This window comes from Aeromonas sp. Y311-2 (genome assembly GCF_027706025.1).
Lineage (GTDB): Bacteria > Pseudomonadota > Gammaproteobacteria > Enterobacterales > Aeromonadaceae > Aeromonas > Aeromonas veronii.
The window spans coordinates 13,472-38,460 of the sequence record NZ_JAPDCL010000033.1 but is presented as its reverse complement, the minus strand read 5'-3'; the positions used below and the strand labels follow the sequence as shown (position 1 = coordinate 38,460).

At 57.9% G+C, this 24,989-nt stretch carries 23 protein-coding genes and 1 pseudogene; 12 read left to right on the top strand and 12 right to left on the bottom strand.

Annotated elements, in window-relative coordinates:
* Nucleotides 1-151 precede the first annotated feature (151 nt).
* Nucleotides 152-285: pseudogene (locus tag OKC42_RS21155) on the bottom strand (IS630 family transposase); the annotation flags it as partial.
* A gap of 469 nt (nt 286-754) precedes the next feature.
* Between OKC42_RS21155 and OKC42_RS21150 the strand changes: the two are divergent.
* On the top strand, nt 755-1,729 hold the full coding sequence (locus OKC42_RS21150; protein ID WP_270820843.1) for a hypothetical protein: 975 nt from the start codon (nt 755-757) through the stop codon (nt 1,727-1,729).
* Nucleotides 1,730-1,738: 9 nt separating this feature from the next.
* On the opposite strand, the gene OKC42_RS21145 is transcribed toward OKC42_RS21150, so the two are convergent.
* On the bottom strand, nt 1,739-3,073 hold the full coding sequence (locus OKC42_RS21145; RefSeq protein ID WP_270820841.1) for a tyrosine-type recombinase/integrase: 1,335 nt from the start codon (nt 3,071-3,073) through the stop codon (nt 1,739-1,741).
* 407 nt (nt 3,074-3,480) lie between these two features.
* Here OKC42_RS21145 and OKC42_RS21140 point away from each other — a divergent pair, with 407 nt between their 5' ends.
* From OKC42_RS21140 to OKC42_RS21125, 4 genes are all read left to right on the top strand, one after another.
* On the top strand, nt 3,481-4,365 hold the full coding sequence (locus OKC42_RS21140; RefSeq protein ID WP_151285632.1) for a DMT family transporter: 885 nt from the start codon (nt 3,481-3,483) through the stop codon (nt 4,363-4,365).
* A 105-nt stretch (nt 4,366-4,470) separates the two neighbouring features.
* The gene (locus tag OKC42_RS21135) at nt 4,471-6,408 is read left to right on the top strand and encodes a methyl-accepting chemotaxis protein (protein WP_151285633.1); all 1,938 of its coding nucleotides are present in this window, start codon (nt 4,471-4,473) and stop codon (nt 6,406-6,408) included.
* Between the two features lie 503 nt (nt 6,409-6,911).
* The gene (locus tag OKC42_RS21130; protein ID WP_005338723.1) at nt 6,912-8,360 is read left to right on the top strand and encodes an OprD family outer membrane porin; all 1,449 of its coding nucleotides are present in this window, start codon (nt 6,912-6,914) and stop codon (nt 8,358-8,360) included.
* 141 nt (nt 8,361-8,501) lie between these two features.
* Nucleotides 8,502-9,329 (top strand): SDR family oxidoreductase, encoded by an 828-nt coding sequence (locus tag OKC42_RS21125; protein ID WP_151285634.1) that lies wholly within the window; start codon nt 8,502-8,504, stop codon nt 9,327-9,329.
* 91 nt (nt 9,330-9,420) lie between these two features.
* Here OKC42_RS21125 and OKC42_RS21120 read toward each other — a convergent pair whose 3' ends face one another.
* Nucleotides 9,421-9,753, bottom strand: a complete 333-nt coding sequence (locus OKC42_RS21120; RefSeq protein ID WP_151285635.1) for a DUF1904 family protein — start codon at nt 9,751-9,753, stop codon at nt 9,421-9,423.
* Between the two features lie 88 nt (nt 9,754-9,841).
* Between OKC42_RS21120 and OKC42_RS21115 the strand changes: the two genes are divergently transcribed.
* From OKC42_RS21115 to OKC42_RS21100, 4 genes are all read left to right on the top strand, one after another.
* A complete protein-coding gene (locus tag OKC42_RS21115; protein WP_151285636.1) occupies nt 9,842-10,729 on the top strand; it encodes a TraB/GumN family protein in 888 nt (295 codons plus the stop codon).
* 136 nt (nt 10,730-10,865) lie between these two features.
* Nucleotides 10,866-11,045, top strand: a complete 180-nt coding sequence (locus OKC42_RS21110) for a DUF3149 domain-containing protein (protein ID WP_005338733.1) — start codon at nt 10,866-10,868, stop codon at nt 11,043-11,045.
* A 187-nt stretch (nt 11,046-11,232) separates the two neighbouring features.
* Nucleotides 11,233-11,814, top strand: coding sequence for a DNA endonuclease SmrA (gene smrA, locus OKC42_RS21105; protein ID WP_005338734.1), 582 nt, complete (start codon nt 11,233-11,235; stop codon nt 11,812-11,814).
* 138 nt (nt 11,815-11,952) lie between these two features.
* Entirely contained in the window at nt 11,953-13,431 is a 1,479-nt protein-coding gene (locus OKC42_RS21100; protein WP_270820837.1) for a carboxypeptidase M32, read from the top strand.
* 135 nt (nt 13,432-13,566) lie between these two features.
* Here OKC42_RS21100 and OKC42_RS21095 read toward each other — a convergent pair whose 3' ends face one another.
* From OKC42_RS21095 to OKC42_RS21070, 6 genes are all read right to left on the bottom strand, one after another.
* Entirely contained in the window at nt 13,567-13,968 is a 402-nt protein-coding gene (locus OKC42_RS21095) for a VOC family protein (protein ID WP_151285637.1), read from the bottom strand.
* Nucleotides 13,969-14,062: 94 nt separating this feature from the next.
* A complete protein-coding gene (locus OKC42_RS21090) occupies nt 14,063-15,694 on the bottom strand; it encodes a DUF7305 domain-containing protein (RefSeq protein WP_151285638.1) in 1,632 nt (543 codons plus the stop codon).
* Nucleotides 15,691-16,251 (bottom strand): PilW family protein, encoded by a 561-nt coding sequence (locus OKC42_RS21085; RefSeq protein WP_005338746.1) that lies wholly within the window; start codon nt 16,249-16,251, stop codon nt 15,691-15,693. Before OKC42_RS21085 ends, OKC42_RS21090 begins: the two co-directional genes overlap by 4 nt.
* Complete coding sequence (locus OKC42_RS21080) at nt 16,245-16,625, bottom strand: type IV pilus modification PilV family protein (RefSeq protein ID WP_151285639.1); 381 nt, start codon at nt 16,623-16,625, stop codon at nt 16,245-16,247. Before OKC42_RS21080 ends, OKC42_RS21085 begins: the two co-directional genes overlap by 7 nt.
* Nucleotides 16,622-17,041, bottom strand: a complete 420-nt coding sequence (locus OKC42_RS21075; RefSeq protein WP_005349592.1) for a GspH/FimT family pseudopilin — start codon at nt 17,039-17,041, stop codon at nt 16,622-16,624. Before OKC42_RS21075 ends, OKC42_RS21080 begins: the two co-directional genes overlap by 4 nt.
* Nucleotide 17,042: 1 nt before the next feature.
* Entirely contained in the window at nt 17,043-17,432 is a 390-nt protein-coding gene (locus OKC42_RS21070) for a type IV pilin protein (RefSeq protein ID WP_270820835.1), read from the bottom strand.
* A 411-nt stretch (nt 17,433-17,843) separates the two neighbouring features.
* Between OKC42_RS21070 and OKC42_RS21065 the strand changes: the two genes are divergently transcribed.
* Complete coding sequence (locus OKC42_RS21065) at nt 17,844-19,388, top strand: AlkA N-terminal domain-containing protein (RefSeq protein WP_270820833.1); 1,545 nt, start codon at nt 17,844-17,846, stop codon at nt 19,386-19,388.
* Nucleotides 19,385-19,858 (top strand): methylated-DNA--[protein]-cysteine S-methyltransferase, encoded by a 474-nt coding sequence (locus OKC42_RS21060; RefSeq protein ID WP_139461154.1) that lies wholly within the window; start codon nt 19,385-19,387, stop codon nt 19,856-19,858. The genes OKC42_RS21065 and OKC42_RS21060 overlap by 4 nt, the downstream gene beginning before the upstream one ends.
* Nucleotides 19,859-19,924: 66 nt before the next feature.
* Here the strand turns inward: OKC42_RS21060 and OKC42_RS21055 are convergent, their stop codons facing one another.
* From OKC42_RS21055 to OKC42_RS21045, 3 genes are all read right to left on the bottom strand, one after another.
* Nucleotides 19,925-21,784, bottom strand: coding sequence for a peptidase U32 family protein (locus OKC42_RS21055; protein WP_270820832.1), 1,860 nt, complete (start codon nt 21,782-21,784; stop codon nt 19,925-19,927).
* 97 nt (nt 21,785-21,881) lie between these two features.
* Nucleotides 21,882-22,490, bottom strand: a complete 609-nt coding sequence (locus tag OKC42_RS21050) for a LysE family translocator (RefSeq protein WP_270820831.1) — start codon at nt 22,488-22,490, stop codon at nt 21,882-21,884.
* Between the two features lie 128 nt (nt 22,491-22,618).
* Nucleotides 22,619-23,560 carry a LysR family transcriptional regulator gene (locus tag OKC42_RS21045; RefSeq protein ID WP_270820829.1) on the bottom strand — a complete coding sequence of 314 codons (942 nt, stop codon included), beginning with the start codon at nt 23,558-23,560 and terminating at the stop codon, nt 22,619-22,621.
* 227 nt (nt 23,561-23,787) lie between these two features.
* On the opposite strand from OKC42_RS21045, the gene OKC42_RS21040 reads away from it, so the two are divergent.
* Nucleotides 23,788-24,876, top strand: coding sequence for a ketoacyl-ACP synthase III (locus tag OKC42_RS21040; protein WP_201937368.1), 1,089 nt, complete (start codon nt 23,788-23,790; stop codon nt 24,874-24,876).
* The last annotated feature ends 113 nt before the right edge of the window (nt 24,877-24,989 follow it).

Genomic DNA, 24,989 nt, shown 5'->3' with positions numbered 1-24,989 from the left:
CGGGATGACGTGAGCGCGTTAAGGATCAGGGTGTTCACGTTGGCCGGAATGGCTGTTCAACTTCGCCGGAATACGCAAAAGGTATAGGTCTCATTAGTAGAACTGAGCTACCTGCTTGGTGAGCTAAGCTAAATTGCTGATCCTAGTAGTGCTACACCTTCGCTGTTCCATATCTATGCCCAAGGAAATGAGACATGGTATCCATGAAGTGTTTCACTCTAGCCAACAGGTTGTCATTGCTCTGCATTAGTGATTGCGTGTGATGGTTTCATGTAACTTTTGCCATGTATTCAACGTTAGCGATCCATATATCATTACCCAAAATTCACCTGCTGAAGGCATCTCTTTGTGATTTCCCTACAGAGGATCAAGTGACCCAATTATTGGCATAGACATTCGAGTACCTAGCGGTTGTATTTTGGCAAGCCCAGTGAGCCTATCATTAGCGTCCGATTCAAATCATGCCGCCTCCTCTACCAAGCCACAGTGATGATCAAAGAGCGCCTATCAACTTGTCCGTTGATAGAGATTACATGCTACTCCCACACACAGTGAGCCTTCACTACCTTCAACGAAACCAAAAAGTAGGCTGGTGATAGGCAAAAGCACAGTAATACAGTACTAACGCATGGAAAAATAAGCGATAGAAAGACATTGCAAATTACTCAAAAACAAGTTAAAAAATAGCCAATAAACAATTTAAAATAATAACAAAATTACTTAGTAATCAATTCTTTCTGGAGCTAATAAGGTTATGCCAACAATATGTGATAAGAATTATCTAGAAATAAAACACACCATCTCTTTGTCCAAAAGAGAAAGGGAATTCGTCCTCAGATTATTAAATAAAGACATATCCTTATCTGTAAGTGATGAGGATATAATTAGTCACCTATCCAATAACAGCAGCATCCTTATAAATAGAGCTAACTGTGGACTTGGCTCTCCCCTTAGAAGTTTTGAGGGAAAAGTTGCCCCTCGAGAATTAATAATAAAAAGCATTAAATCTGAGTGTATAAGCGAAACAAATTTCAACTGGATAGATACAAAAAATGATCGTTTGTGTAATTATATATGGTCATACATACGTTCTTTAACTCAATACCCCGTTGTATCACCTTCGACTATGGATGTAGGAGTCAGAATAGATGGTGCATTTGAAGCGACCGGCGGTTTACATGTATATAACATTTATAATCTTGACCTTTCACCAACCAACAATGTCAGCAAAAAAAATTGTATCATCTCTTTTTTTGACATAATCAACACGACCAACGAACAAAAAATAAAAGATGTTGATTCATTAAAAACCAAATGGCAAATTGCAAGTCAAAAAATTGATGTAAAATTATGGGTGGATAAATGTGATGATGAATGGGCATGGAGTTATTTGTTTGAAAATATAAAAACAGGAAATAATAAACCTCCGATATGGTTCATCAACAGAGATAATTCGTCGACAATCAAATACTGTATTATTACGCTCTTTGACCTCCTAAATGAAATACCACCAGCTAGAGAACTGATGCTTAGGAAAATGAAATCGGCTTGGTCACAAAAATCTTTTCGAGACAAGAACAATGGGAAAAGATCGGTTAGTGTTGTCTTGCCAGAAAAAACAATTAGCATGCTAGACGACATTTGCATGAAAACTGACAGAAGAAAAAATGAAGTGATAATTAGACTGATACAAGAAGAATATGAACAAATAAAAAAAGGCGGACACTAGTCCGCCTTTTTATTTTACTTTTTTTACGAATTCGATAACATTCCCATGACTATTAGTTTTTTGCGGATCATTTGCCACCTCTAGTTCAACCAACTCGCCCCAGCGTTGCCATAGCATTTTTTTCTTATCGTCATGTCGTGAACGATGATAGGTTCTCACCAATTTATTTAGTGGAAGGTGATTCAAACACAATTCGATCACTCTCTCTTCTGCGTCTAATCTCTCAGCCCAATTGGTTGCAGCACTACGTCGTAAATCATGTACAGTAAATGGTTCCATATCAGATAACGAACGAGAAATGAATCGTCTTAAAGCTCTGGTTATCGAGTCAACTAAAATTGGCTCTATTTCATCTGTTTTTGGACGATCAGATTCGAATACGAAATCACCATTGGCATACTGTCCCTGCTCCTCAATTACTGATCTCGCTTGAGGAGAAATAAAGACAGTATGAGCTCTACCATTTTTGGTTTCTGGTATAGTCCATATATCATCCTTGATCTGTGAAAAACGCATATTAGCGACTTCACCTCTACGACATCCGGTCAGTATCAATAGCTTAATCGCATTCGCGGCAGGTAAAGAAATTGTTGCATGGCGAGAAATGCCACGCCCTCCAGCCACTAAGCTGCCACCACTTCCAAGATCCTCATCAAGGGCTTTCCATAATCTGCGCAATTCGGGGACCGTCAGCCATCGCTCTCTTGGCGAACCGGCACTGGCACCAAAATCCTTTGGTCGCAACAGTCTCGCAGGGTTGGCCTCGATCAGGCAGTGAACCACTGCATAATCCAACATCTGGTTCAGCGTTCCCAGCCCCTTACGGGTTTCATCTTTTGTTGCACGCCGAGTGATCTCTAACGCTTGCGCCAAGTGGGCACGAGTCAGATCGATTAAGCGAATATTGCCCAGGATCTTCTTGAGATGACGATTCCAACGCTCCTGGTGACACTGGAGGGTTCGTGGCTTGACGACCTGAGCAACACGCTGAGCGTCGAGCCATCGTCCAAGTAACTCATCCATCGTCAGGGCTGTTTCATTTTTAGCCTTTTCACTAGCAACATGCTTGCGCGGATCTATCCTTTTTTTTACCAAGGCAGCCAGCTCTGCATGCTCAAGCCTGGCTCGCGCCAACGACAACGCAGGGTAATTACCCAGAACAACTGTCGCCTGAGTACCAGCAATCCGATAACGATAGACAAACCGCTTGCTCTTCCCAGCCCTAACTTCAATGGCTAATCCACCGCCATGGGGAGATTTCACCGCATAGCGGGTAATCGAAGCCTCCCCTTGCAAAATCAATGAGGGGATCTCTCGATCCTGAGTTACCGGTTTTCTTGCCATAGCATTCTCTCCCCCCTGTTTGGGGTACCACTTGGGGTACCACAGCAAACATGATATAGGGTGAGACTTCATGAAACTAGTTGAAACCCACAACAAGAAAAATAAATATTAAAAACAATACATTACCATCAATTCTTCAACTTTATAAAACCTTCTGAAACACTACCGATCTTGGCTCCTAAGGGACAGGCCACTGGTTCGACTCCAGTCGGGAGCGCCATATAAAACAAGGGGTTGGCATCATCACGATGCCAACCCCTTGGTCGTTTTTGGCGACAATGAATCCGACCATCCAACCGTAATGACCCTCTCCTTTCTGCGTTCAGAGCATGCGCTCTCTGATAGACTGCTTCTCTTCGGCTTGTCTGTGAGGCCAAGCCCTGTTTCATCTTGCAAAGGAGTGTTGGATGTCCGGATGTTCCTGGTGGGATAGATCCACCGGTTTTGCACTGCTGACCATTGTGCTGTGGGCCTCGCTGGCGGCGCTGACGTCACGGGTCACCAGCGTGTCACCACTGGTGCTGGTCGGGCTGGTGCTGTTTTTCTGCGGGGTCGGGGCCTTGCCGTTTTGGCGCCAATGGCGCGCTCGTCCTATTACCTGGCTGGTGACGGTTACGGCATTGCTGCTCTACCATCTGCTGCTCTTTATGAGCTTTCGCCATGCCCCAGTGCTGGAGGCCAACCTCATCAACTACCTCTGGCCGCTCTGCATCATTCTGTTCACCCCGCTGTTGTTGCCCGGCCATCCCCTCCATGCCCGTCACCTGCTGGCTGGCGCCTTTGGTCTGGCGGGTTCCATGCTGGTGATGGTCAATGGCGAGCTGCAACTGCAGCAGGCCTATCTGCCGGGATACCTGTTGGCGCTCGGTGCAGCTGTCGTCTGGGGGGCCTATTCGGTGCTATCACGCCGTCTGCCGCCAGCCCCTGCCGTGGTCACTGCGGCAGCCTGCCTGCCCGCTGGTTTGCTGGCTCTGCTGCTCGCCCGTCTGCTGGAGGGGCCCCTGCCACTCGCGCAGATCCCCACCAGTGACTGGTGGCTGATCATCGGGCTGGCGCTGGGCCCGATGGGGGCGGCCTTTGTGACCTGGTATCTGGCACTGCGAGACGGCGATCCACGCCGGATCGGTGCCCTTGCCTACCTGGCACCGCTGCTGAGTACTTTGCTGTTAGTGGCATTGAACGGAGAAGAGCTGACCTCGCGCCATCTGCTGGCCGGGGCACTTATCATGGGAGGCGCCCTGCTCGGTATGCTTGGCCAACGCAACAGCGCTCAGGTATCCCCAGCCAGTTAAGCCGGCAAGATAGGGCTACCTGACCATGCTGTCATAAAAACGCCATCATCCCTGTTTAGGCTCTGGCCACGCTCCCCCATGGTCTGTGCTGACAGGAATTACCCCGTGAAAATCGCCCATTACGCCACCCTATCCTCTCTTGTGCTGTTACTGGTTGCGGGAGGACAGGCGCTGGCCCTCTACCACGGCTGGCAACAGCTTGCCCATACCAATCAGGCCCAGCATCAGCACGAGACGCTGCAACAACTGGTGACAGTGACCCTGCAAAACAGCCTGCGTGACTACCTCAACAGCGGCGATCCGCAACAACTGACAGCAGCGGAGAAGGTCCGCCAGCAAGCGCTCTCCTCGCTGGCCGCTCAGGATGATGCCGTGGCAGCCCCGCTCAGGCAGCAACTCGAAAAGATGGCGCAGCGCATCACGCACGACTATCAGGCCGCAGGCAAGCTCTCGGGCAACAGCCAGCTGCTGCTGCAAAATGCGGAGAGTGAGCTGGGCAGCCAGGCCATGGCGCTGATCCGCTATGGGGAGCAAGGCGCCAGCACGGAACAATCTGCCGCGGCACAACAATATCGCTGCGGTGCGGCCGAGATCCTGGCTGGCCTGCCGCGCCTCGCCCATTTACGCCAAGGCTATATGGAGCAGGGCAATGAAAAGCTGCTCGAAGGGATCCGCTTCGAGCTGGAGGCACTGCAAAAACAGGCGCAAGCGCTGCAAGCCTTGCCACTGCTCGGCCTGTATGAAGAGGCACCCGCCGATGAGTTCACGCTGGGGGAGCCGGTGCGCAAGGAACTGGGAGATCAACCGCGCAGCGAATTACGCTCGCTGCTGGGCCGCTATCCGCAGGAGCTGGCCAACAGCCGCACGGCGCTACAACAGCAACAGGCTGGCCGCCAGACCGTGCAGCAAGACATCATGGCCATGTTGCAAGCGACCAGACAGATGGGGGAACAACTTGCCCGCGAACGGCAAGCCGTCAATCAGGAGCTGGCCACCATCCTCGGCACGCTGGCGCTCTGTCTGGTGATAGTCGCCCTGCTGTTTGCGCTGGTGCAACGACGTTGGCTGCTCACCCCCTTGTTGCGACTGCGTGGAGCTTTTATGCAACTCGATCAGACGGGGCAGGCCGAGCCGTTGCCTACCGGGCGCGATCGCAACGAGCTGGCCGATATTGTTGCCAGCTACAATCGGCTGATCGGTCGTCTGCAACTGGACCAACAGCAAAAAGAGGGGCAGCTGTCAGCAGTATCCCTCAGTCTGCAAGGGATGGTCAGTCAGGTTGACGAGATCCACCACAGCACCCGCACCACCGAACAGGTGGTCGACGAGAGCGGTCAGATGATGGATGAGCTGAACCAGCTGGCCGGAGAGGTCCATCAGGTCGCCGCCGACATCGCCCAGCATGCCCACCATAACGAACAGGCGATGAGCCAGAGCGAAGATCTGGTGGGGAGCATGCTGCACGCCACTCATCAGACAGGACTGGCGATTGACGAGAGCGATGAGGCACTGCAAGCCCTCACCCGCTCGGTTGCCGATGTGACTGCCATTGTCGATGTGATCGGTCATATCGCTCAGCAGACCAACTTGCTGGCCCTCAACGCCGCCATCGAAGCGGCCCGCGCAGGGGAACAGGGACGCGGCTTTGCCGTGGTCGCCGATGAAGTACGCCACCTCTCGGCCAATACCCAGCAATCCCTCAACCAGATCACCGATATTCTGGGGCGCCTGACCCAATCCGGCGAACAACTTGGCACTGTACTGAACCGGATCACCAGCGAATCAAGCCGCCAGCGGGCGCAGGCGGAACAACTGCGCCAGACTACCCAGGCAGTGCGGGAGATAGCCCGCAACACCGCAGTGATCGCCCTGCAGGGCGCCGACAACGCCAAAAGTCAGGAACACAAGCTGGCCAGTTTTGCCGATCTGATCGCCCGTATCCATCAGCATGCCCGTCAGGTGAGTCAGCTCTCGGTGCAGGTCTCCTCCCATATCCACCATCAGGCGCAGCAGATCCCCCGCATCCTCGGCCAGCAAGGCTGACCCCTATTTGCCCCACATCCTCACCAGATCACTTTCCCTCGACCAGAGGGAAAGTTTTTTTGTAGCACAAAATTATCTGTTATCGGCAGGTTAACTGACACCTCTTCCCCCGTACCGGATGAAAACCCGCACTGGCGCTGGCTGCGGTCTCAAGAAAACGCTCTCATCACCGTGATACCTGCCATGAGGCTGTTTACGACCTTGCCCATGATTATTTGCACTCGGTCATACTTTTGAAACGTTGAGGGAACTTTTCATTGATATTTCGCACCGCGAACGTACTCTTGGGGTTGTCCGATAGCCAAGAATCGGAACATAAAAAAACAACATGTGATGATCAGGACTGCCAACTACAGATGTGCCAAGACATCCGGGTTTGCAGGTAGCCAAGACAAGATTTTTTGCCCTTCGGGGTTTTGATTGCAATGCCAATACCGAGCGGTAGGCCCGATGCCAACTGCCGGAAAAAAAAAGCTAAGTCCATAAAATCAGGAGCAATAAAAATGGAAAAAGTGATCTTCAAGCGCGCCGCTTTGAGTGCCGCTGTGGTAGCCGCTCTGGTCGCCCCCGGTATGGCGTTGGCAGCTCAGGATATGATGAGCCCGGAATACGGCCAGTCCTATGAAACCTTCGTTAAAGACTCCAAACTAACCGGCGGTCTGTTCTACTTCCAGCGTGATCGTCAGCGCATCGATGGTGACCCGACTGCAGCCAAGAAAGAAGGCAAATACCAGTCCAACCTGAGCCATTCCACCGTTCAAGCCGCTCTTAACTTCAACTCCGGTTATGCCTGGGACACCGTAGGTCTGGATCTGGGCGGCTTCGGTGCCTATGACCTGGCCGTTACCGAAAATCACCCGGTCAACCAGGAAAACGAATTCTCCTTCGCTGGCCGTTCTTGGGGCAACAACGCCAAAGATGGCTCCCCTGAAGGTGGTTTCAGCCTCTCCAACGCAGCGATGAAGCTGAAATTCCTGGACGGCGGCATCACTGCCAAGGGTGGTTATACCCAGCTGTATGTCCCTGGCCAAATCGGTGTTAACTGGTCTTATCAGCCGGGTACCTATCGTGGTGGTCAAGTTGAAGGTAACTTCGGTGGCCTCTACCTGACCTACGCCATCGCTGACGAGTACAAGGCCCCCTGGTACAAAGAGACTCAGGTATTCTCCCGTGCCAAAGCGTGGATGGATCCGTTCGCTGATGAAAACGTCATCGACTACATCCACGGTATCGCAGCCCGTTACACCTTCGAAAATGGCACTGCTGTGACCGGTTCTTTCGGTCAGTCCGAAGGCTACATGGACAGCTACCACTTCAAACTGGCTCACAAGTTTGACGTACTGGGCGGCCTCTCCACCAGCTACCAGTTCTACGGTTCCGAGACCGAGACCTACACCAAGGGCGCTTCCCAGATCGAGACTTATGACGGTCTGGCATGGCAACAAGCTCTGACAGCTGCCTGGGGCATGGGCCCGTACGGCTTCCGTCTGGAAGGTCTGTGGACCAAGGCTGAAGGTGCGGAAGGCAACTACCTGCCCCGTCTGACCCGTGGCTACGCCAACTCTCAGGGTGCCAACGAAATTTGGTGGGACTCCCGCTCTGACTGGAACGCCAACAACGAGAAAGCGCTGTTCTTCGGCGTGACCCGTTCTCTGGATGATCTGGTTGGTGCTCCTGGCTGGTCCGTCGGTGTATCCGGTGCTTACGGTTGGGATATCGAAACCGGTCAAGGCAAGAAAGCGGCCAACGGTGAAGATACCGAATGGGCAGCCAACTTCGATGTCACCTATACCGTGCAGGATGGCAAGCTGAAAGGCACCCTGTTCAAACTGCACTACACCGACTACAACAACGACATCAGCCAGGGCGGCGGTTGGACCGATTACCCCAACATCTTCGCCTCCGAGCACGACGTCAAGTTCCACATCATCATGCCGCTTACCTTCATGTAATCAGGCAATACGATGTCAGCAAACCGGGCCACTTGGCCCGGTTTTCTTTTTACCGGTTGGCAGGCTAACATGCGAGCCGGATAAGGATTTTATCCGCTCACCAGCCCGCACGCTTTTGTCAGCAGTCACAAGGACGCCATCATGCCCCGTTTTGTTCTCATCACCGGTTGTTCCAGCGGTATTGGCCTCGCCGCCGCACAGGCGCTCGGGCAGCACGGTTTTACCGTGATCGCCTCGGCGCGCAAGGCGGAAGATGTGGCCCGTTTGCAGCAACAGGGATTGCTGGCGGTACAGCTGGATCTGGCGGACCCCGCCTCCATCGAGCTGGGTGCCAGTGCGGCGCTCCATCTGGCAGGCGGGCGCCTCTATGGCCTGTTCAACAATGGCGCTTATGGCCAACCCGGGGCGCTGGAAGATCTGCCCACCGAGGCACTCAGGGAACAATTCAATACCAACCTGTTTGGCTGGCACCATCTGATCCGTCAGGTGCTGCCGCCGATGCTGGAGGCCAAAGAGGGGCGGATAGTGCAGAACAGCTCGGTTCTGGGACTGGTTGCCATGAAGTATCGCGGCGCCTACAACGCCAGCAAATTTGCGCTGGAAGGCTATAGCGATACCCTGCGCCTCGAACTGGCGGGTAGCGGGGTACATATCAGCCTGATTGAACCGGGCCCCATCGATACCCGTTTTCGTGCCAATGCCCGCAGCGCCTTCTTGCGGCACATCGATCCGGCCCAGAGCCGTCATCAGTCGGCCTACCGCCAGACCCTGACGCGGCTGGAAAAAGAGGGGTCCACCAGCGGCTTTACCCTCTCGAGCGAAGCCTGCATCCCTCCGCTGCTCCATGCGCTGACCCACGCCCATCCCAAGGCACGCTATCCGGTGACCACTCCGACCCGGCTGTTTGCCTTCTTGCGACGGGTATTGCCCACTCGCTGGCTCGATAAACTGCTGGCAAAATCGGCCTGATCCCGTAATTGACGGTGGGCATCAGGTGGCCCATGTAGAGTTAGCTGCGTAACGGCATCACCCGTCCCGCCAACCTGGTTTGTCCCTCTCTTCAATAGTGCTCGCCATTGCTGTAGTAGGCGCTCTTGACCAAGGGAATCACCTGCACCACTACATAGGTCTGCTCCCCCAGCACCCGTTTCAAATGGCGCGTGATAAGGCGCGCGGCGGCGTCCTGCATCTCTTGTGGCCGCTCGAACCAGTGCAGCTCAACAAACGGAAAACCCGTCTCTGGCTCACCGTTGCGTATCCAGCAGCTATCAATCCGCTCCATGGTGACAAACTCCGGCTTGCCGCCGGTCAGCTCGCAAAGCTCGGCCTGCAGCGGACCACTCACCTGTTGCAGGGTATCGAGCGTCACGGCGCGAAAACGAAGATGGGGCATGGCAAACCTCTTGGTTATCTGAAATGAGGACTTATCATAGGGGTTATTGTCAGCAAGAGAAGTCACCCGGCGCATATTAAGGATCCCCATGAGATTTCATCGCTCCCTCTTTGTCTTCCTGCTCTGCCTGCTGCTACCGCTGCACGCCTTTGCCGATCCCGCCTTCTATCGGGTGAGCAAGGGCAACCAGCAACACTGGCTGCTGGGCTCCATCCATGCGGGCAAACCAGCCCTCTATCCTCTGCCCGAGTCAGTGGAGCGTGCCTGGCTGCAGAGTCGCGCATTGGTGATGGAGGTGGACATGAACAGCATCACGCCGGATCAGTGGCAACAGACTAGCTCCCTCACCCGACTGGTGGATGGCAAACCGCTCAAGGATCATCTGCCTGCCGAGCTCTATCAACGCACCCTGATGGCGGGCGCCCGCTATGGCATCGACGAGGCGACCCTCGCCACCCTGCGCCCATGGTTTGCCGCCATTACCCTGACCCAGGCCGCCATGGCCCGCTCCGACTTCAAGAGTGAACTCGGGATAGACCAGCACTTTGCCGTCCGGGCCGCCAAAGAGGGCAAACCGGTAGTAGGTTTTGAAACCCTGCTGGAGCAGCTCGGTTATCTGGCCAGCGTTGGTGACAACCAGACCCTGATGCTCGCCAGCACCCTGGATGAGCTACCGATGCTGGAGAGTGGTTTCGCCGCCGTGATGAAGGCGTGGCAGCAGGGAGATGAGGCGACGCTTATCAATCTGCTCAAGGAGGAGATGGCCCCGCCCGCGCTACAAAGCTGGATGGAGCAGACCCTGCTGGCCGAGCGCAACCATAACTGGCTAAAAAAATGGTCCACCCTGCCCAACGAGAGCTTTATCGTGGTAGGCGCCCTGCACCTTTACGGCGAACAGGGGTTGCTGGCGTTGCTGGAGCAGCAAGGGTGGCGCATTACCCCGCTCACCACACCGGGCCCTGTGCAGGCTCGGTAGCAAGGAGTCCAGTGAGAACGATCACAGTTCGCGCTGGTTATTAAACAACCTGCAAGGGAGTTGATCGGGATCATCCCGGACGGGGCAAAGAGGTATTTATCATGCCTGTCATCAACCGGGTGACAGGAGCAATAAAATGGACTTTTGGCTGGACCTGATGTTTGGCAACAGCGTGGGATTGATGTCGATGCTGGTGATTATCGGCACCTTCTTGCTCATCAGCTCTTACGCGGCCTACTTCATCTACAAGGTGATGCACTCGCAACCGCCTCATTCACAGCAACCCCATTCTCAACAGCCCAAAGAGGGAAAATAATCCTCTGACCACAGGCGGCAGCTCACACTGACCGCCTGTGCTGTTTTATGGTTCGCGACTGTGCTTCCCGGGCCAGACTGCACCAGTGTCCATGCTGGTCGCCCCTTATCCCCTGCCCCTTTCCCCGTTTTCTGTGCCGGTTGCGGCCGTTATAATGGCCCCCACTTTTTTTTATGGGGAGCCTGCCGTGTCTCATAACGACGAACTCTCGCTATTCATGAATGAAGTGGCCGACGTACGGCCCATTCGCAGCGACAACATCCATCCCCATGCGGCCAAATCCGCCCCGACCGAGGCGCAGCTCGCTCGCCGCCAGGCTGCCACTGCCGAACAACTCGCCCTCGACCACCTCACCATGGAGGCCATCGAGATGCGCGATCCGCACGAAATCGTCGGCTTCAAACGCGATGGGGTGCAGGAGGGGGTCTACAAGAAGCTGCGGCTCGGCAAATATGAGCTGCAGGCAAGTCTGGACTTGCACCAGAAAACCCTCAATGAGGCGCGCCAGACGCTGGTGCAGTTCATTGCGGATTGTGAAGTCCGGGATATCCGCTGCCTGCTGATCCTGCACGGCAAGGGGGAGCGCAGCACCCCGCGCGCCCTGCTGAAAAGCTATGTCAGCGCCTGGTTGCCGCAACTGCCCGCCGTCATGGCGATCCACAGCGCCGAACGTCGCCACGGCGGCAGCGGCGCGCTCTATGTGCTGCTGCGCAAAAGCGAACGCAAAAAAGCGGAAAACCGCGAACGGCACCAGAAGCGGCTCGGCTAACCCGCCTCTCGCCACTACGCCTTTGGCCCACCTGCATGATGGTGGTCAACGATGCGGCGGCGGTGTTAGCATCGAACGGCCCCGAGCATGCCAGGTACGGGGCGGCATACCATCAAGGACGATAACAAGGACAATCCCATGTCATATCAAAAGCTTGAACAACATCAGCAGCAGATCCACCGCTTTAGCCACCTCGCCGCCATCTGCGGCTGGGATCAGGCGGCCATGATGCCGGAAGGGGGCAACGATGCCCGCGCCGAAGCGATGGCCGAACTCGGTCTGCTGATCCACCAGAAGCGCACCGCTCCCGAGCTGGGCGACTGGATTGCCAAGGCCGAGAGTGAGCCGCTCGATGAAGTGCAACGGGCCAACCTCGGCGAGATCAAGCGCCAGTGGCAAGATGCCAGCCTGCTGCCCGGTGAGCTGGTCGAAGCGCTGTCGCTCGCTGGCAGCAAGTGCGAGCACGCCTGGCGCAGCCAGCGCAAGCACAACGACTGGGCCGGCTTTGCCCCCAATCTCGAGGAGGTGGTGAAACTCTCCCGTGACGTGGCGCAACTGCGGGCCGATGCGCTTGGCGTGCGCCCCTACGACGCCATGCTGGCCCTCTATGAGCCGGGCATGACCAGCGCGCGGCTCGATCAGATCTTCGGCGATCTGGCCAGCTGGCTGCCGGGCCTGATCCAGACCGTAAGCGAACAACAAAAGGGCGATGCCCTGCTGCTGCCGCAAGGCCCCTTCCCCATCGCCACCCAGCAGGCGCTCGGTCAGGAGGTGATGGGACTGCTCGGCTTTGATTTCGCCCACGGTCGCCTCGATGTGAGCAGTCACCCCTTCTGTGGTGGCGTGCCGACCGATGTGCGGATCACTACCCGCTACAACGAGCAGGAGTTTGTCTCCAGCCTGATGGGCATAGTGCACGAGAGCGGCCACGCCCGTTACGAGCAGGGGCTGCCGCGCCATCTGCTGGGCCAGCCGGTGGCCGAAGCGCGCTCCATGGCTATCCACGAGAGCCAGAGCCTGTTTTGCGAGATGCAGCTGGGCCATCATCCGGCCTTCCTCGCACTGCTGGCGCCACGCATTCGTCACCACTTCGGCGAACAGGCGGCGTTTGCGCCGGACAATCTGGCCAAGCTCTACAGCCGGGTCGAGCCGGGCTTTATCCGGGTCGATGCGGACGAGGTGACCTATCCGGCCCACGTTATTCTGCGCTACGAGCTGGAGCGCGATCTGGTGGAAGGGAAGATCGAGGTGGCCGACATCCCCGAGCTGTGGGATGCCAAGATGCAGCAGTGGCTGGGGCTCTCCACCAAGGGCAACTACCGCAATGGCTGCATGCAGGATATTCACTGGACCGACGGCTCGTTCGGCTACTTCCCGAGTTACACCCTGGGCGCCATGTATGCCGCCCAGCTACGTTTTGCCCTCGAAAAAGAGCTGGGTAGCATGGGTGAGGTGATCGCGGCGGGCCGTCTGCCGGAGATCTTCGGCTGGCTCGGGCGCAACATCTGGTCACAGGGGAGCCTGCGCAGCACCGACGAGCTGGTGCGCCGCGCCACCGGTGAAGCGCTCAACCCGCACTGGCTGCGCCAGCATCTGGAACAGCGCTACCTGAAGTAATGAGCGCAGTAAGCTAACAGCAGAACGGGACCCTTTTTAGTTGACCACTACAGGGCCCCGTTTTTATGGCGGTTCATTTTTATGGCGGTGTATGGCACAACACGCCGTCACGGCAATGCTGTAAAAAGAGAGAGTTCAGAGGGGATCCGGGGAACCCAGCAACTCGCGCAGTTGCAGGATATTGCCCTCAGGGTCGAAGGCGTTGCGCACCACAAAGCCGGGCCCCGTCCACTGCTGTGGCAGCAGGCCGCCGCCGAGATCCGCCGCCTTAGCTTCTGCCCAGGCGAGGCTGGAGACGGTGAAGAACAGCTTGATGGCCCCCTCTTCCCGCAATTCCGGCGGCCGCTTGATAACAACTTGCCCGGCATAAGGCTCGGGAATGGCGTGGATCAGCAGCTGGATATCGCTGTTTTCCAGCACCACGAACTGCTCATCCTGACTGCAGACCACCATCTGCAGCAATGTACGGTAAAAGTGGGTCAGCAGGCCCGGATCCTTGGCATAGATCAGGGCACCGGCACGAGCTGGGCCTGGCATGGAGCACTCCTCAACAGTGAACGACTGGGTGGACAGATCTCCACCTTCTCACAGTTGCGCGCCCCATTCGATCCTTTTTAGCGGCTCGCCAGCCTCACTGCACAAAGTGCCACTGCCGCAGTGCCAACGTCGGAGGCGGCCCCTGATCATCCCCCAAATCTGCCATGCCCAGCGCCTCGTCATAGTGCACCCCGCCCGCACCACTCTCGGTCAGGTGCTTGGCACGCACCGCCCCGTACAAACCGCCACTTCCGCTGATCTTCATCTCGGTGAGTGGGGCATAGAGGGCGGCATAGAGCGGGGTATTGCCCGACAGCTTGATCCCATCCTTGCCGCTATACGCGGAATAGAGGGAGATAGCAGGCGTACCGCCAGCGGTAAGCCCCTGTTTGGCTGCCGTCACCTCGGCACCGGCCCCGAGATCGACCTTGCCGCTGACGATCAGGGTCAGGCTGCTCCCCTCGCTCACCGTCAACTTGTTGCTGCCAGTCATGGTGAAATCCTTGTCGATCAGCAGCACCACATCCCCCTTGATGGTGAGCTTGGCATCGGCCCCCATATTGAGGCTGTCGAGCTTGTAAACGGTCTGCTCCTTGCCAAACAGCTCCCCCTTGCCGGGTAGCGGCAGCCCGGGCTTGTGCTGGTTGCTGCTGGTGACCGAGCCGGTGGAGGGATCCGTGGTCAGCACCATCTGCTGGGTGGCCCCAAGCGTCAGCGGGCCATTGATGGGCAGCGTTGCAGGAGGGAACGATTTGGGCAGCGCGGCCACATTGAGCGGGTCACACACCTGCCCGGCCACGGGTGGCAGCTTGGGATGAGTGCGGTATTGGGGATCCAGATACTTCTGATGCTTGGCATCAAGGAATGCCCCGTTCCCACCATAGTTCAACTTGTCGCCAGCAATGCTTGTGCCATGACCCATAGAGACATCACCATTGATTGCAACAGCTCCGGCAATATGCCCCCCTTGCAAGGCAAAATTTCCACTCCCGTTCACGCTTCCCTCAACCCTGACGACCCCATCAGAGGGAGAAATGGTGATATCGCCGCCAGCAAGTACATTACCTGCAACAGGTGAAGAGCCGTTCAAGGTCACCGCGCCGGTCGCCCGCACATCACCCCAGATGGGGGAGTGCCCGGCGAGCACTACATTGGCCTTGTCGCTGACAGTCGCCACCTTGGCGTTTTGCCCCTGATTAAGAGTCCCGGAAACAGACTCCTTGTACGCCCCCTTGCGCGAATCGTAGCTGTCGATAAAACCGCTACCGGAGAGGCTTAGCCCTTCACACGCCACCACCGAATCCTGAAAGATGAGATTGCCCGGCTCGCGCTTGAGAGCAAACAGCGCGTTGAGGCTGGCATTGCCCTCCAGATAACGGCCATGGCTCTGCAACGCCAACTTGCTGCCGGCGGAGGCATCCAGCTGTTCGATGCTAAAGCGGCTGCCCGCCATGGCCCCTTCGCCCTTGCTTGGCACCTTCTGCACCAGTTGAGCCCACTCTATCCGTGGTTCAGCGCCAAGGGCCTGATGCAGGGCACGATAACTCTCGTTCATCCCCTGCTCAGCACTGAGCTGCGCATTGATCTTTTTGTGAAAATTGCCGCTCAGGCGAGTCTGCAACTGGTTCTCCTGAATGCTGGTAAACACCAGCAGACTCGACAGCAGGCTCACCACCAGCACCACCAGCAGTACGGCTCCCCGCTGCCCCTGCAATCCCTTGTTCATCCCGCTCCCCCTGCTGTGGCGTTGGCACCGGATGTGGCCAACGCTGCTGCCCAGACCGCCTTGCGGCGGGCCACCTGCACCTCTACTCCCGGCGCCAGATAGCTCGGCAGCCCTTCGGGCAAGATGCGGATATTGACCAGTGCACCCTGCTGGCCGAATTCAAGATCCTGAAGATGGGCCAGCAACAGGCGCGGGCCATCTCCGTCATCGCAACTGAGTACCGGCGGCGTGAAGCGGTACTGCTCGGTAAAATCGGCGGTTTTCTGGTTGCCAAGGCAGGAGAGCACCTGACTGCCCCCCTCTACCTTGAAGGCCAGCGTCAGGCGATCAGGGGTGACCGCTATCAGCTGATCCGCCTGCTTGATGCTGTTGGTAAAGGTGAGAGTGGCAAAGCGCAGCACTTCGTTCGCCTGCTCCAGCGCCTTGCTCTGTTCGACCGTGCTCTTGATCGGGGCGTAACCGGCAAAAATCGCCAGCATCAGCATCAGACCGAGCACCATGGAGATCATCAGCTCGACGAGACTGACGCCTCGTTGCCGTGAGGGGACGCTCAGCATAAAGGCGGAAATCCTGCGTTCAACTCCACCCGCTTGGCGCCGGAGACCCGCTCATCCTGCCACTCGATAGCGACCACAAAGTTGTCGCTATAACGGTTCGGTAGCACCAGCCGGTGGCCATCCTGCAGGATGAAGCGGGCAAGAAAATCGGCCTGGGTGAACCGCTCGGGCTTGCGCTGCACTTCACACAGCGAACTCCAGATCTGCTCCACGCTATTGCTCGCCTCGATCGTAGCCAGCGTGCTCTGCAAGCTGTAATGCGCCTGCTGCAACGAGACCACCTGCCCCTTGGCGAGACCGAGAAACACCATCACCGCCAACACCATGGAGACCATGATCTCCACCAGATTGAAGCCTTGCTGGCGGGCAATCATGAGCAGCTCCCTTGCAGCAGCTGGCCGCTCGGGGCCACGCAGAGCACCCGCTGCTCACCGAGGCGATTGGCCAGAATGATCTCGGCGTGGCTGCTGCTGCCGGTTGGCGCGATCTGGATGGGGTCAAACGGCTTGATCACCACGCCGCCACCGGGAGCTGATGCCTGACGCAACCGCTGGCTGTCGGCCATCACCTCCCAGCCACCGTTCTCGGTGCCCTGCAGCACCACCGGCAGGGTCAGCTTGACCGCTTCGCTGCGGGCAAAGCGGTAGGCTGAAGCGAGTTCGGTCGCACTGCGATCGAGCCGTTCGGCCGCGAGGCGCTGACTCATGGAGGGCAACCCGACCAATAGCAAGATGGCGGCGATGCCGACCGTGATCATCAACTCAATCAGAGTAAATCCGCGCACGTTCATCCTATGATCCCCAGCAGTCATGGCGATTGGCCGCGCGATAACCGGTCTGATCGAGGGTCAGAGTGCCGCACTCATCCTGTTGTCGCGTCGTTGGAATGGCTTTGAGCAGGTAGTCGCCAGCATCTTGCTGGCTGTAGCTGAACTGGTAGAAATCCGTGTTGGAAGGGGTGGCAAACGTGTCGGGATAACGGCCCTGCTGGGTATAGATACGTTCGAGGGCGAGCGCCTGCTCCAGCAATTGCTGCTGCGCTTCGTAACGACGTCCCTGTTGCAGATAACCCTGATACGCTGGCAACGCGATGGCCGCGAGAATGCTGACAACCGTCATGGCGATCAACAACTCGATCAGACTAAAGCCCCGGCAATGGGCCCATGCCTTACAGTCGTTCACTTATCATCCTTGGCAAGTGTTGTTGTTATTGGTCGGCCTAAGGCCGCAGATGTGATGACTTAATAATCATCAAAAATTAACTGACTCGATTGAACAACACAAAATCGCCACACTCAACGTAAAAAAGATAGTTATGTGATCTGTTATTAATTTTTAAGCAGTTTTCGCCGCCACTAATCTCGCTAAGCAAATAAAGCTAGGCCAATCGTGCCTCCGACCCGTCCGTTATGCCCCCTTCTGTCGAGCCGCGATACATGAATAACAGCGTGACGAAGAGTGAAACCCGGCCGTGCAATGAAAGAGCAAAAAAACCTTTGGCCAATTTTTGCTATCTCTGTCCGTTTCTGGCTAGTCATGGCCCCCGAGCCCCCTTACTCTCTTGCCATCTATTCCAGCAAAGCCGCCAACACCATGAATGCAAAGCCCAGCCCAGAGTCGTCACCGGATGAGGTGATCAACACCCTCAGCCGCGAGCAGTGTCACGCCGCACGGCTCGCCCGCGATTCTCGCTTCGATGGCCGCTTCTTTACCGGCGTGCTCTCGACCGGCATCTACTGCCGGCCAGTCTGCCCGGCACGGCCACCGCACGAGCACAATGTGCGCTACTTCCAAAGCGCCGCTGCCGCCGAGCAGTATGGGCTGCGACCCTGCCTGCGCTGCCGCCCTGAGCTGGCCCCCGCCGCCCGTGGCGATCTGCCGGTTGAACTGGCACGTCTGCTGGCGCGCATCGATCGCGGCGAGCTGGCGGAAGGCACGCTCGCCAAACTGGCCACTGAGGCAGGGATAAGCGAACGCACCCTGCGCCGCCAGTTCGAGCAGCACCTCGGCGCCTCGCCAAAACAGGTGGAGCAGACGCGCCGTCTGCTGCTCGCGAAACGGTTGCTGACTGAAACCGGGCTGCCCATCACCGACATCGCGTTTGCCGCCGGATTTGCCAGCATCCGCCGCTTCAATGACGCCTGGCTCAACGCCTACGGACTGGCCCCGCGCTCCCTGCGCCAGCAGGAGCAGCACGCTGACGCGCCAGAGCACATGAGCGCGCAGCCGCGCGGCGCAACCCTGACACTGCAACTGCCCTACCGCCCCCCATATGACGTGGCGGCCATGCTGGCGTTCTACCGGCTGCGGGCAATCCCGGGGCTGGAGCGGGTAGATGGCGAGGTGTACGAGCGGCGCTATCGGGTCGGCGATCAGGTCGCGCTGGTGCGTATCGCGCAAGGCAAGGGGCATAGCCTGCAACTCACCGTCCATGATCTGCCGCTCGCAGCACTGCCCGATCTGCTCTATCGGGTGCGCCGGATGTGGGATCTCGATGCCGATATGCAGCGGATCGGTGATCTGCTCGGTCAGGATCCGCTGCTCGCCCGCTTGCAGGCACGCTGGCCCGGCGTGCGACTGCCGGGTGGCTGGGACGAATACGAGGTGATGCTGCGTGCCATCGTCGGCCAGCAGGTGTCGGTCAAGGGAGCCATCACCATACTCGGGCGACTGGTAGCCCGTACCGAGGCGCAATTCGGGGTGGTGCAACTACCGACCCCCGCCCAGTTGTGCGAACTCGATCTCGACGGTATCGGCATGCCCGGCAGCCGCATTCGCACCCTGCGCGGAGTGGCGCTGGCGCTGGCCAGTGGCGAGCTGACCCTCACGACAGCCAGTGATGAGCAGTTGCTGGCGCTGCCGGGCATAGGCCCCTGGACGGTCGCTTACTGGCGGCTGCGTTGCGGGCTGGATACCGATGCCTTCCCCGCCTCCGATCTGGTGCTGCAAAAGGCACTCGGCGGCGGCACCAAGCTGCCGGTGAAAGAGGTGTTAACCCAAAGTGCGGCGTGGCAGCCGTGGCGCAGCTATGCGGCCAGCTGGCTGTGGCACGCCATGAGTGAAGCGCCCGATTTGCTGCTCCGTGCTACCGGCAATGAACAACAGCCAGACACCCAACAACAGGAGATAACACCATGATCCGCTACGATATTCTGCCGACCCGCTGCGGCGATCTGCTGGTCGCCATCAATGAATCCGGTCTGGTGCACGTGGACTTTGTGGCGGGCCTGCGGGCACTGCCCGATATGAGTGGCTGGCAGCAAGATCACGAAGCGCTGGCTCCCTTCCTCGCCGAATTTGACGCCTATTTTGCCGGTCGCTTGCAGCGCTTCTCCCTGCCCCTTGCCGCCCGTGGCACCGCCTTTCAGCAGGCGGTATGGCAAGCGTTGTGCGACATCCCCTACGGCGAGACCCGCAGCTACAGCGATATCGCTCGCACCATCGGCAAACCCGATGCGGTGCGGGCAGTGGGCGCGGCGAATGGCCGCAATCCGCTCTCGATCATCGTCCCCTGCCATCGGGTGATCGGCCAAAACGGCAGCCTGACCGGCTATGCGGGGGGATTGGAGATTAAAAAGGCACTGCTGGCGCTGGAGAGGGGCAATTAAAGGAGGGTAGGCAGAGAACCTGCGATAAAAATTGCCCCTTTCCTGACTGAGAAAGGGGCTCATTGATCAGCGTTTCAGGCTGCCCATCACATGCATTTCGCAGCGGTTGCAGTCAAAACGCAGGCGGAAGGTGTCCTTACCCATCTTGAGCTCCAGCGGCTCGGCCTTGAGACCTGGCACCTCGTTCGGGCAGAGGTTCTGGCTATAGCGGATGCAATGCTTGGTGATCATCAGCACCACTTCCCGCTCCTCCTTGTTCGCCTCATAGGCGGGAGCAATCCGCTCCACCCCGTGTTCGCGGAAGAACTGCTCGGCCGCGCTGTTCAGCACATTGCCAAGGTAGGAGAGACGGTGCTGGGGATAGTTGATATCCCGCAGGGCGATACGTCGCTCGGGGCGCTGGTAGCTGGCCACGCGAGCCGCCTCCAGCGCGGCGATGCCGTCCCGGCGCAAACCGTTGAGCTGTGATGCGGCGATAAATAGCGGCCTCGTTACTACCAACTCAATCTTGCGCGCCACAAACAGGGTATTGCCGAGTTTGCCAAGCTGATCCCGCGCCTGTTGCAGCGCCCGCTCCGGGTTGTCAGCAGGCTGCTTGTCGCAAGGCAGGGTCACCGCAATGCTGATGCCCTGCTCGTCGGTGAGCGTGAGGATCACACCCTCATCGCATTCTGCCAGCACCATATCGACCCGGATGCGGCGATCCGCGCTCGCCTTCTCCAGCATCTTGCTGAACGCCTGATCGTGGTTGCGGTAGATTTCTGTCCCCACCTTTAGCCCTGGCATGCGTTCAGACAGGAGTAACTGCTTACCTTCGACCTTGTTGAGGCGCATCCCCACCAGCTCGTTGTTCGGCTTGAAGAAGCCCAAACCGTCGCCGTTGTTGAGGGTGACCTGTTTGCCGTCGATCTCGATACCGTCACGGGTCACCTTGGTGACACGACCCAGCGGTTCGCCCACATATTTCGGGCTTTTGGTGGAGTCGATCCCCTGCTGGCGGCCATGGAGGAAGTAGTCGGTGCTGCCGCGGTTGAAGCTCTTCTTGGGGTCAGGCGTGAAGCTGTAGCTGCAACGACCCGCAGAGGCGGCTACCAGATCGGAGCGGCTATCCAGAATGGCGTCCAGCTTCTGGCGATACCAGGCGGTGACGTTCTTGACGTAGTCGAGCCCCTTGAGACGCCCTTCAATTTTGAAGGAGCGGATCCCCGCCTCGATCAAGGCCTCCAGGTTGTCGGTCTGATCCATATCCTTGAGCGACAGCAGGTGGCTGTCGGCCACCAGCACTTCACCGTCCGGCTTTTGCAGCGAGCAGGGCAAGCGACAGAGCTGGGCACACTCGCCACGGTTGGCACTGCGGCCGGTACGGGCATGGCTGATGTTGCACTGGCCGCTGTAGGAGACGCAGAGCGCGCCGTGGATAAAGAACTCCAGCTGCACATTGGTCGCAGCACTGATCTCGCGGATCTGCGCAAGAGACAGTTCGCGCGCCAGCACCACCTGAGAGAAACCCACATCCTGCAGAAACTTCACCTTCTCCGGCGTGCGGTTGTCGGTCTGAGTACTGGCATGGAGCGCGATGGGAGGCAAATCCAGCGCCAGCAGTCCCATATCCTGCACGATGAGCGCATCGGCACCGGCTTCGTAGATCTGGTGGGTCAGCCGCCGGGCCTGCTCCAGCTCATGATCATGCAGCAGGGTGTTTAAGGCGACAAAGACCTGGGCGCCGAAACGGTGGGCGTGACGTGCCAGCGCTTCGATATCCTCGATGGTGTTGCCCGCCGCACTGCGGGCGCCAAAGGCAGGGCCGCCCATGTAGACGGCATCGGCACCATGGTTGATGGCTTCGATGCCGTAGGCTAGGTTCTTGGCCGGAGCCAGCAGCTCCAACCGGTTGTTGTGGCTTAACGGGTGCTTGTTCTGGTGCATGGTCTCGGGATCAGGGCAGACAGCAAATGGGCGCTACTCTAGCCCATTCACCACCCACGTGCCTTGATCCCGCTTAAGGTATCTGCGAAATGCAGGATTACATAACCACCTTGAGCGCCAGCCCGAGCAGCACCAGCCCGCTCACTTTATCGATCACAAAGGATTTGGCTTTAAGCCACGCCAGCACCGGCCCGCGGGATAGCACCAGCGCCACCAGCACGTACCAGACTGCATCGATCCCGCCCGCGGTGAGCATCATGATGCCCCCTTCGCTCCAGCCGGTATCGGCCCGCACAAACTGGCTGAACAGGGCGATAAAGAACACCGCCAGCTGGGGGTTGAGGAAGGCCACCATAAAACCTTCAAAGGCTCCTTGCCGACCACGCAGCTGATGAACCTCTTCATTCCCTTCGTCACTGGCTGGTTTTGCCAGCAGGGCTTTCACCCCGAGCCAGGCAAGAAATGCGGCGCCACCATAGCGGATCAGATCAAACAGGATCGGAGTCTGGGTGATCAGGATGGAGAGGCCAAGCGCGGTGACCAGCGCATAGATACCAACCCCGAGGCCATGACCAAACGCAGTGGCGACGCCGTGCCCCTGCCCACCCTGCACCGTGTTGCGGATGATCAGCGCCAGACTCGGCCCCGGGCTGATGGCGCCCATCACGCAGATTGCGGCCAGTGCCAGCCAACTCGTCAGTTCCATGCTTTTCCTCTTTATATGCTCGATATGATGCCCTGCATTCAGGGTACGGGCTGAGCCATTATGCCAGTAGTGAAAGTTATGAATAGATTCCATAACCAATGGCTATGGCACCACACAACTGACTGGGGCTAACCGCCGAGATCGAGCAGCTTGCGACTCTCGCCGACGGTACGTTGCAGGTGATCCCGCAGGAATGGGTAGGCCAACTCGCGAAACCAGCGGTGGGCCGGATCCTGATGATGGCGCTGGTGCCACAGCAGATGATACTGCTGGTCGCGGGTAGCAAAGGGCAGGTCGACAAAGGTGAGCTCATGGCCGCAAGAGAGCTGCCAGGCGATATGGGCCGGGGTTGTCATCAGACAATCCGTACGCAACAACACCTCCACTGCGGCCTGGAAGAATGGGACTCGGGCAAACCAGCGCCGACGCAGTCCCTGCGGCGCCAACACCTGCTCAACCGGACTGTCCTTGTCGCCTCCCCCACTCACCTGCAAGTGAGGCCAGGCGAGATAGTCATCGAGACTCAGCGCCTTGCCCGCCAGCGGGTGATGACGTCCCATCAACACCGCCAGCCGATCTTCCCCCTGATGCAGACCGCGTATCTGATCCGGCACCTGTTCGGTGATGGTGGAGACCAGATCGAGCTCGGACTGCCACAGTTGCGGCAGCTGACGTTTGTCCCACAGGCTGTACTCCAGCGCCGCCAACGGCGCCTCTTTGGCGAGCGCGGCGCAGATATCGGGCAGGATATGCTGGGCAACATAATCAGAAGAGGCGAGCCGAAATACCCGCTCACAGCGGCTCGGGTCAAACCCAGGCGCCTCGTAGAGACGTTCCAGTGCACCGAGAGAATCCGCCAGCTGGGCTGCCAGCACTTCGGCCCGTGGCGTCAGCAGCCAGCGTTGCCCCTCCCGCACCAGCAGCTCGTCGTCAAACTCACTGCGCAACTGGGCAAGCTGCTTGCTGATGGAGGGCTGGCTCAGGTGCAGCAGCTCGGCGGCGCGGCTGATATTGCGGGTCTCCAGCAGCACCTTGAGGGTGGGCAGCAGGTTGAGATTGGCTCTGAGCAAGGAGATACCCTCATCGGTGGCGAAACGCCTATCTTAGGGCAGACGAGTCTCGTGTTTTAAGCAAAATTTCCAGCCATGTTCTGCACGTCGCGACCCTTTGCGGCCAGATGGCGCAGCCACTTGCCCGGCACATAACCATGACCACAAGATGACAGTGGTTGTCTCGTGCGGCATAATTGCACGATTTTCCGCCCGCGGGGCGCTCCACTTTGAGAAGCGGTAACAAGATGAAATACGCCAATATCACAGGCTGGGGAAAATGCCTGCCTCCCTCCGTGCTGACCAACGATGACCTCAGCACCATCATGGATACGTCAGACGAGTGGATCTATCCGCGCACCGGCATCAAGGCCCGCCGGATCTCCCATGTCAGCACCTCGGATCTCGCCACCCTGGCCGGTCGCCGTGCACTGGCCTGCGCCGGTCTGGAAGCGAGCGATCTCGATGGCATCATCCTGGCCACCGCCACCCCGGACAACCTGCTGCCAAGTGCCGCCTCTGCGGTGCAGAAGAAGCTGGGCGCCGTCAATGCCGCCGTGTTTGATCTCAACGCAGCCTGCACTGGTTTCGTCTATTCCCTCTCCGTCGCCACCTCGCTGGTGCAGACCGGCATGATGAAGAAGGTGCTGGTGATCGGCGCCGAACGCCTCACCTACTTGCTGGATTGGGCGCGCCGCGATACCGCCGTGCTGTTTGGCGATGGTGCCGGAGCCGTAGTGATCGAGGCAAGCGAGCAGGAGTGTGGCCTGATCGCCAACAAGCTGGGCTGCGACAGCGAAGCGCGGGAGATCCTGCACGTACCGAACTTCGGTACCGATCGGGTGCGTTTTGCCGACATCGATGGGCTGTTCACCTTCAACTTCGAAGGGCCGGAGATCTTCAAACGCGCCGTGCGCGGCATGGGTGAAGCCACCAACACTGTGCTGGCGCAGGCCGGTATCGCGCCGGAGCAGGTCGACTTGATCGTTCCCCATCAGGCCAATATCCGCATCATCGAGACCCTCGCCAAGCGGATGAATGCGCCGATGGAGAAGGTGATGGTCAACATCGAAAACTACGGCAACACCTCCGCAGCCACTGTGCCCATCGCCCTGTGCGAAGCGCTGGAGCAGGGCCGCGTCAAGCCGAACTCTTATCTGCTGACCGCCGCTTTCGGTGCCGGCCTGACCTGGGGGGCCGCCATCATCAAGTGGGGCGATCGCGTCACCCCTATCAAGGCGTGCGATGCCGAACTGCCCCCGTGTGACAAGAGCGCGCTGGAACTGATTGCCCACGCCGTGGAAGGTTGCCAGAAGGCCCACGCCAACGAGGCTTGATCCTCATCAGGAGCCTGAATCCTCAGGCTCCTTCTCTCCTTTTCATCCCCACCTGGCTCTTCCCCCCATTTCGCAAGCCGCTTGATACGGCAATCGCTGATACAAACAACTCC

Excerpts from the sequence above, each read along its gene's own strand:
- OKC42_RS21150 (WP_270820843.1), top strand. The coding sequence starts at position 755 with ATGCCAACAATATGTGATAAGAATTATCTAGAAATAAAACACACCATC.
- OKC42_RS21145 (WP_270820841.1), bottom strand. The coding sequence starts at position 3,073 with ATGGCAAGAAAACCGGTAACTCAGGATCGAGAGATCCCCTCATTGATT.
- OKC42_RS21140 (WP_151285632.1), top strand. The coding sequence starts at position 3,481 with ATGTCCGGATGTTCCTGGTGGGATAGATCCACCGGTTTTGCACTGCTG.
- OKC42_RS21130 (WP_005338723.1), top strand. The coding sequence starts at position 6,912 with ATGGAAAAAGTGATCTTCAAGCGCGCCGCTTTGAGTGCCGCTGTGGTA.
- OKC42_RS21125 (WP_151285634.1), top strand. The coding sequence starts at position 8,502 with ATGCCCCGTTTTGTTCTCATCACCGGTTGTTCCAGCGGTATTGGCCTC.
- OKC42_RS21120 (WP_151285635.1), bottom strand. The coding sequence starts at position 9,753 with ATGCCCCATCTTCGTTTTCGCGCCGTGACGCTCGATACCCTGCAACAG.
- OKC42_RS21115 (WP_151285636.1), top strand. The coding sequence starts at position 9,842 with ATGAGATTTCATCGCTCCCTCTTTGTCTTCCTGCTCTGCCTGCTGCTA.
- OKC42_RS21110 (WP_005338733.1), top strand. The coding sequence starts at position 10,866 with ATGGACTTTTGGCTGGACCTGATGTTTGGCAACAGCGTGGGATTGATG.
- OKC42_RS21100 (WP_270820837.1), top strand. The coding sequence starts at position 11,953 with ATGTCATATCAAAAGCTTGAACAACATCAGCAGCAGATCCACCGCTTT.
- OKC42_RS21095 (WP_151285637.1), bottom strand. The coding sequence starts at position 13,968 with ATGCCAGGCCCAGCTCGTGCCGGTGCCCTGATCTATGCCAAGGATCCG.
- OKC42_RS21090 (WP_151285638.1), bottom strand. The coding sequence starts at position 15,694 with ATGAACAAGGGATTGCAGGGGCAGCGGGGAGCCGTACTGCTGGTGGTG.
- OKC42_RS21085 (WP_005338746.1), bottom strand. The coding sequence starts at position 16,251 with ATGCTGAGCGTCCCCTCACGGCAACGAGGCGTCAGTCTCGTCGAGCTG.
- OKC42_RS21080 (WP_151285639.1), bottom strand. The coding sequence starts at position 16,625 with ATGATTGCCCGCCAGCAAGGCTTCAATCTGGTGGAGATCATGGTCTCC.
- OKC42_RS21075 (WP_005349592.1), bottom strand. The coding sequence starts at position 17,041 with ATGAACGTGCGCGGATTTACTCTGATTGAGTTGATGATCACGGTCGGC.
- OKC42_RS21065 (WP_270820833.1), top strand. The coding sequence starts at position 17,844 with ATGAATGCAAAGCCCAGCCCAGAGTCGTCACCGGATGAGGTGATCAAC.
- OKC42_RS21060 (WP_139461154.1), top strand. The coding sequence starts at position 19,385 with ATGATCCGCTACGATATTCTGCCGACCCGCTGCGGCGATCTGCTGGTC.
- OKC42_RS21055 (WP_270820832.1), bottom strand. The coding sequence starts at position 21,784 with ATGCACCAGAACAAGCACCCGTTAAGCCACAACAACCGGTTGGAGCTG.
- OKC42_RS21050 (WP_270820831.1), bottom strand. The coding sequence starts at position 22,490 with ATGGAACTGACGAGTTGGCTGGCACTGGCCGCAATCTGCGTGATGGGC.
- OKC42_RS21040 (WP_201937368.1), top strand. The coding sequence starts at position 23,788 with ATGAAATACGCCAATATCACAGGCTGGGGAAAATGCCTGCCTCCCTCC.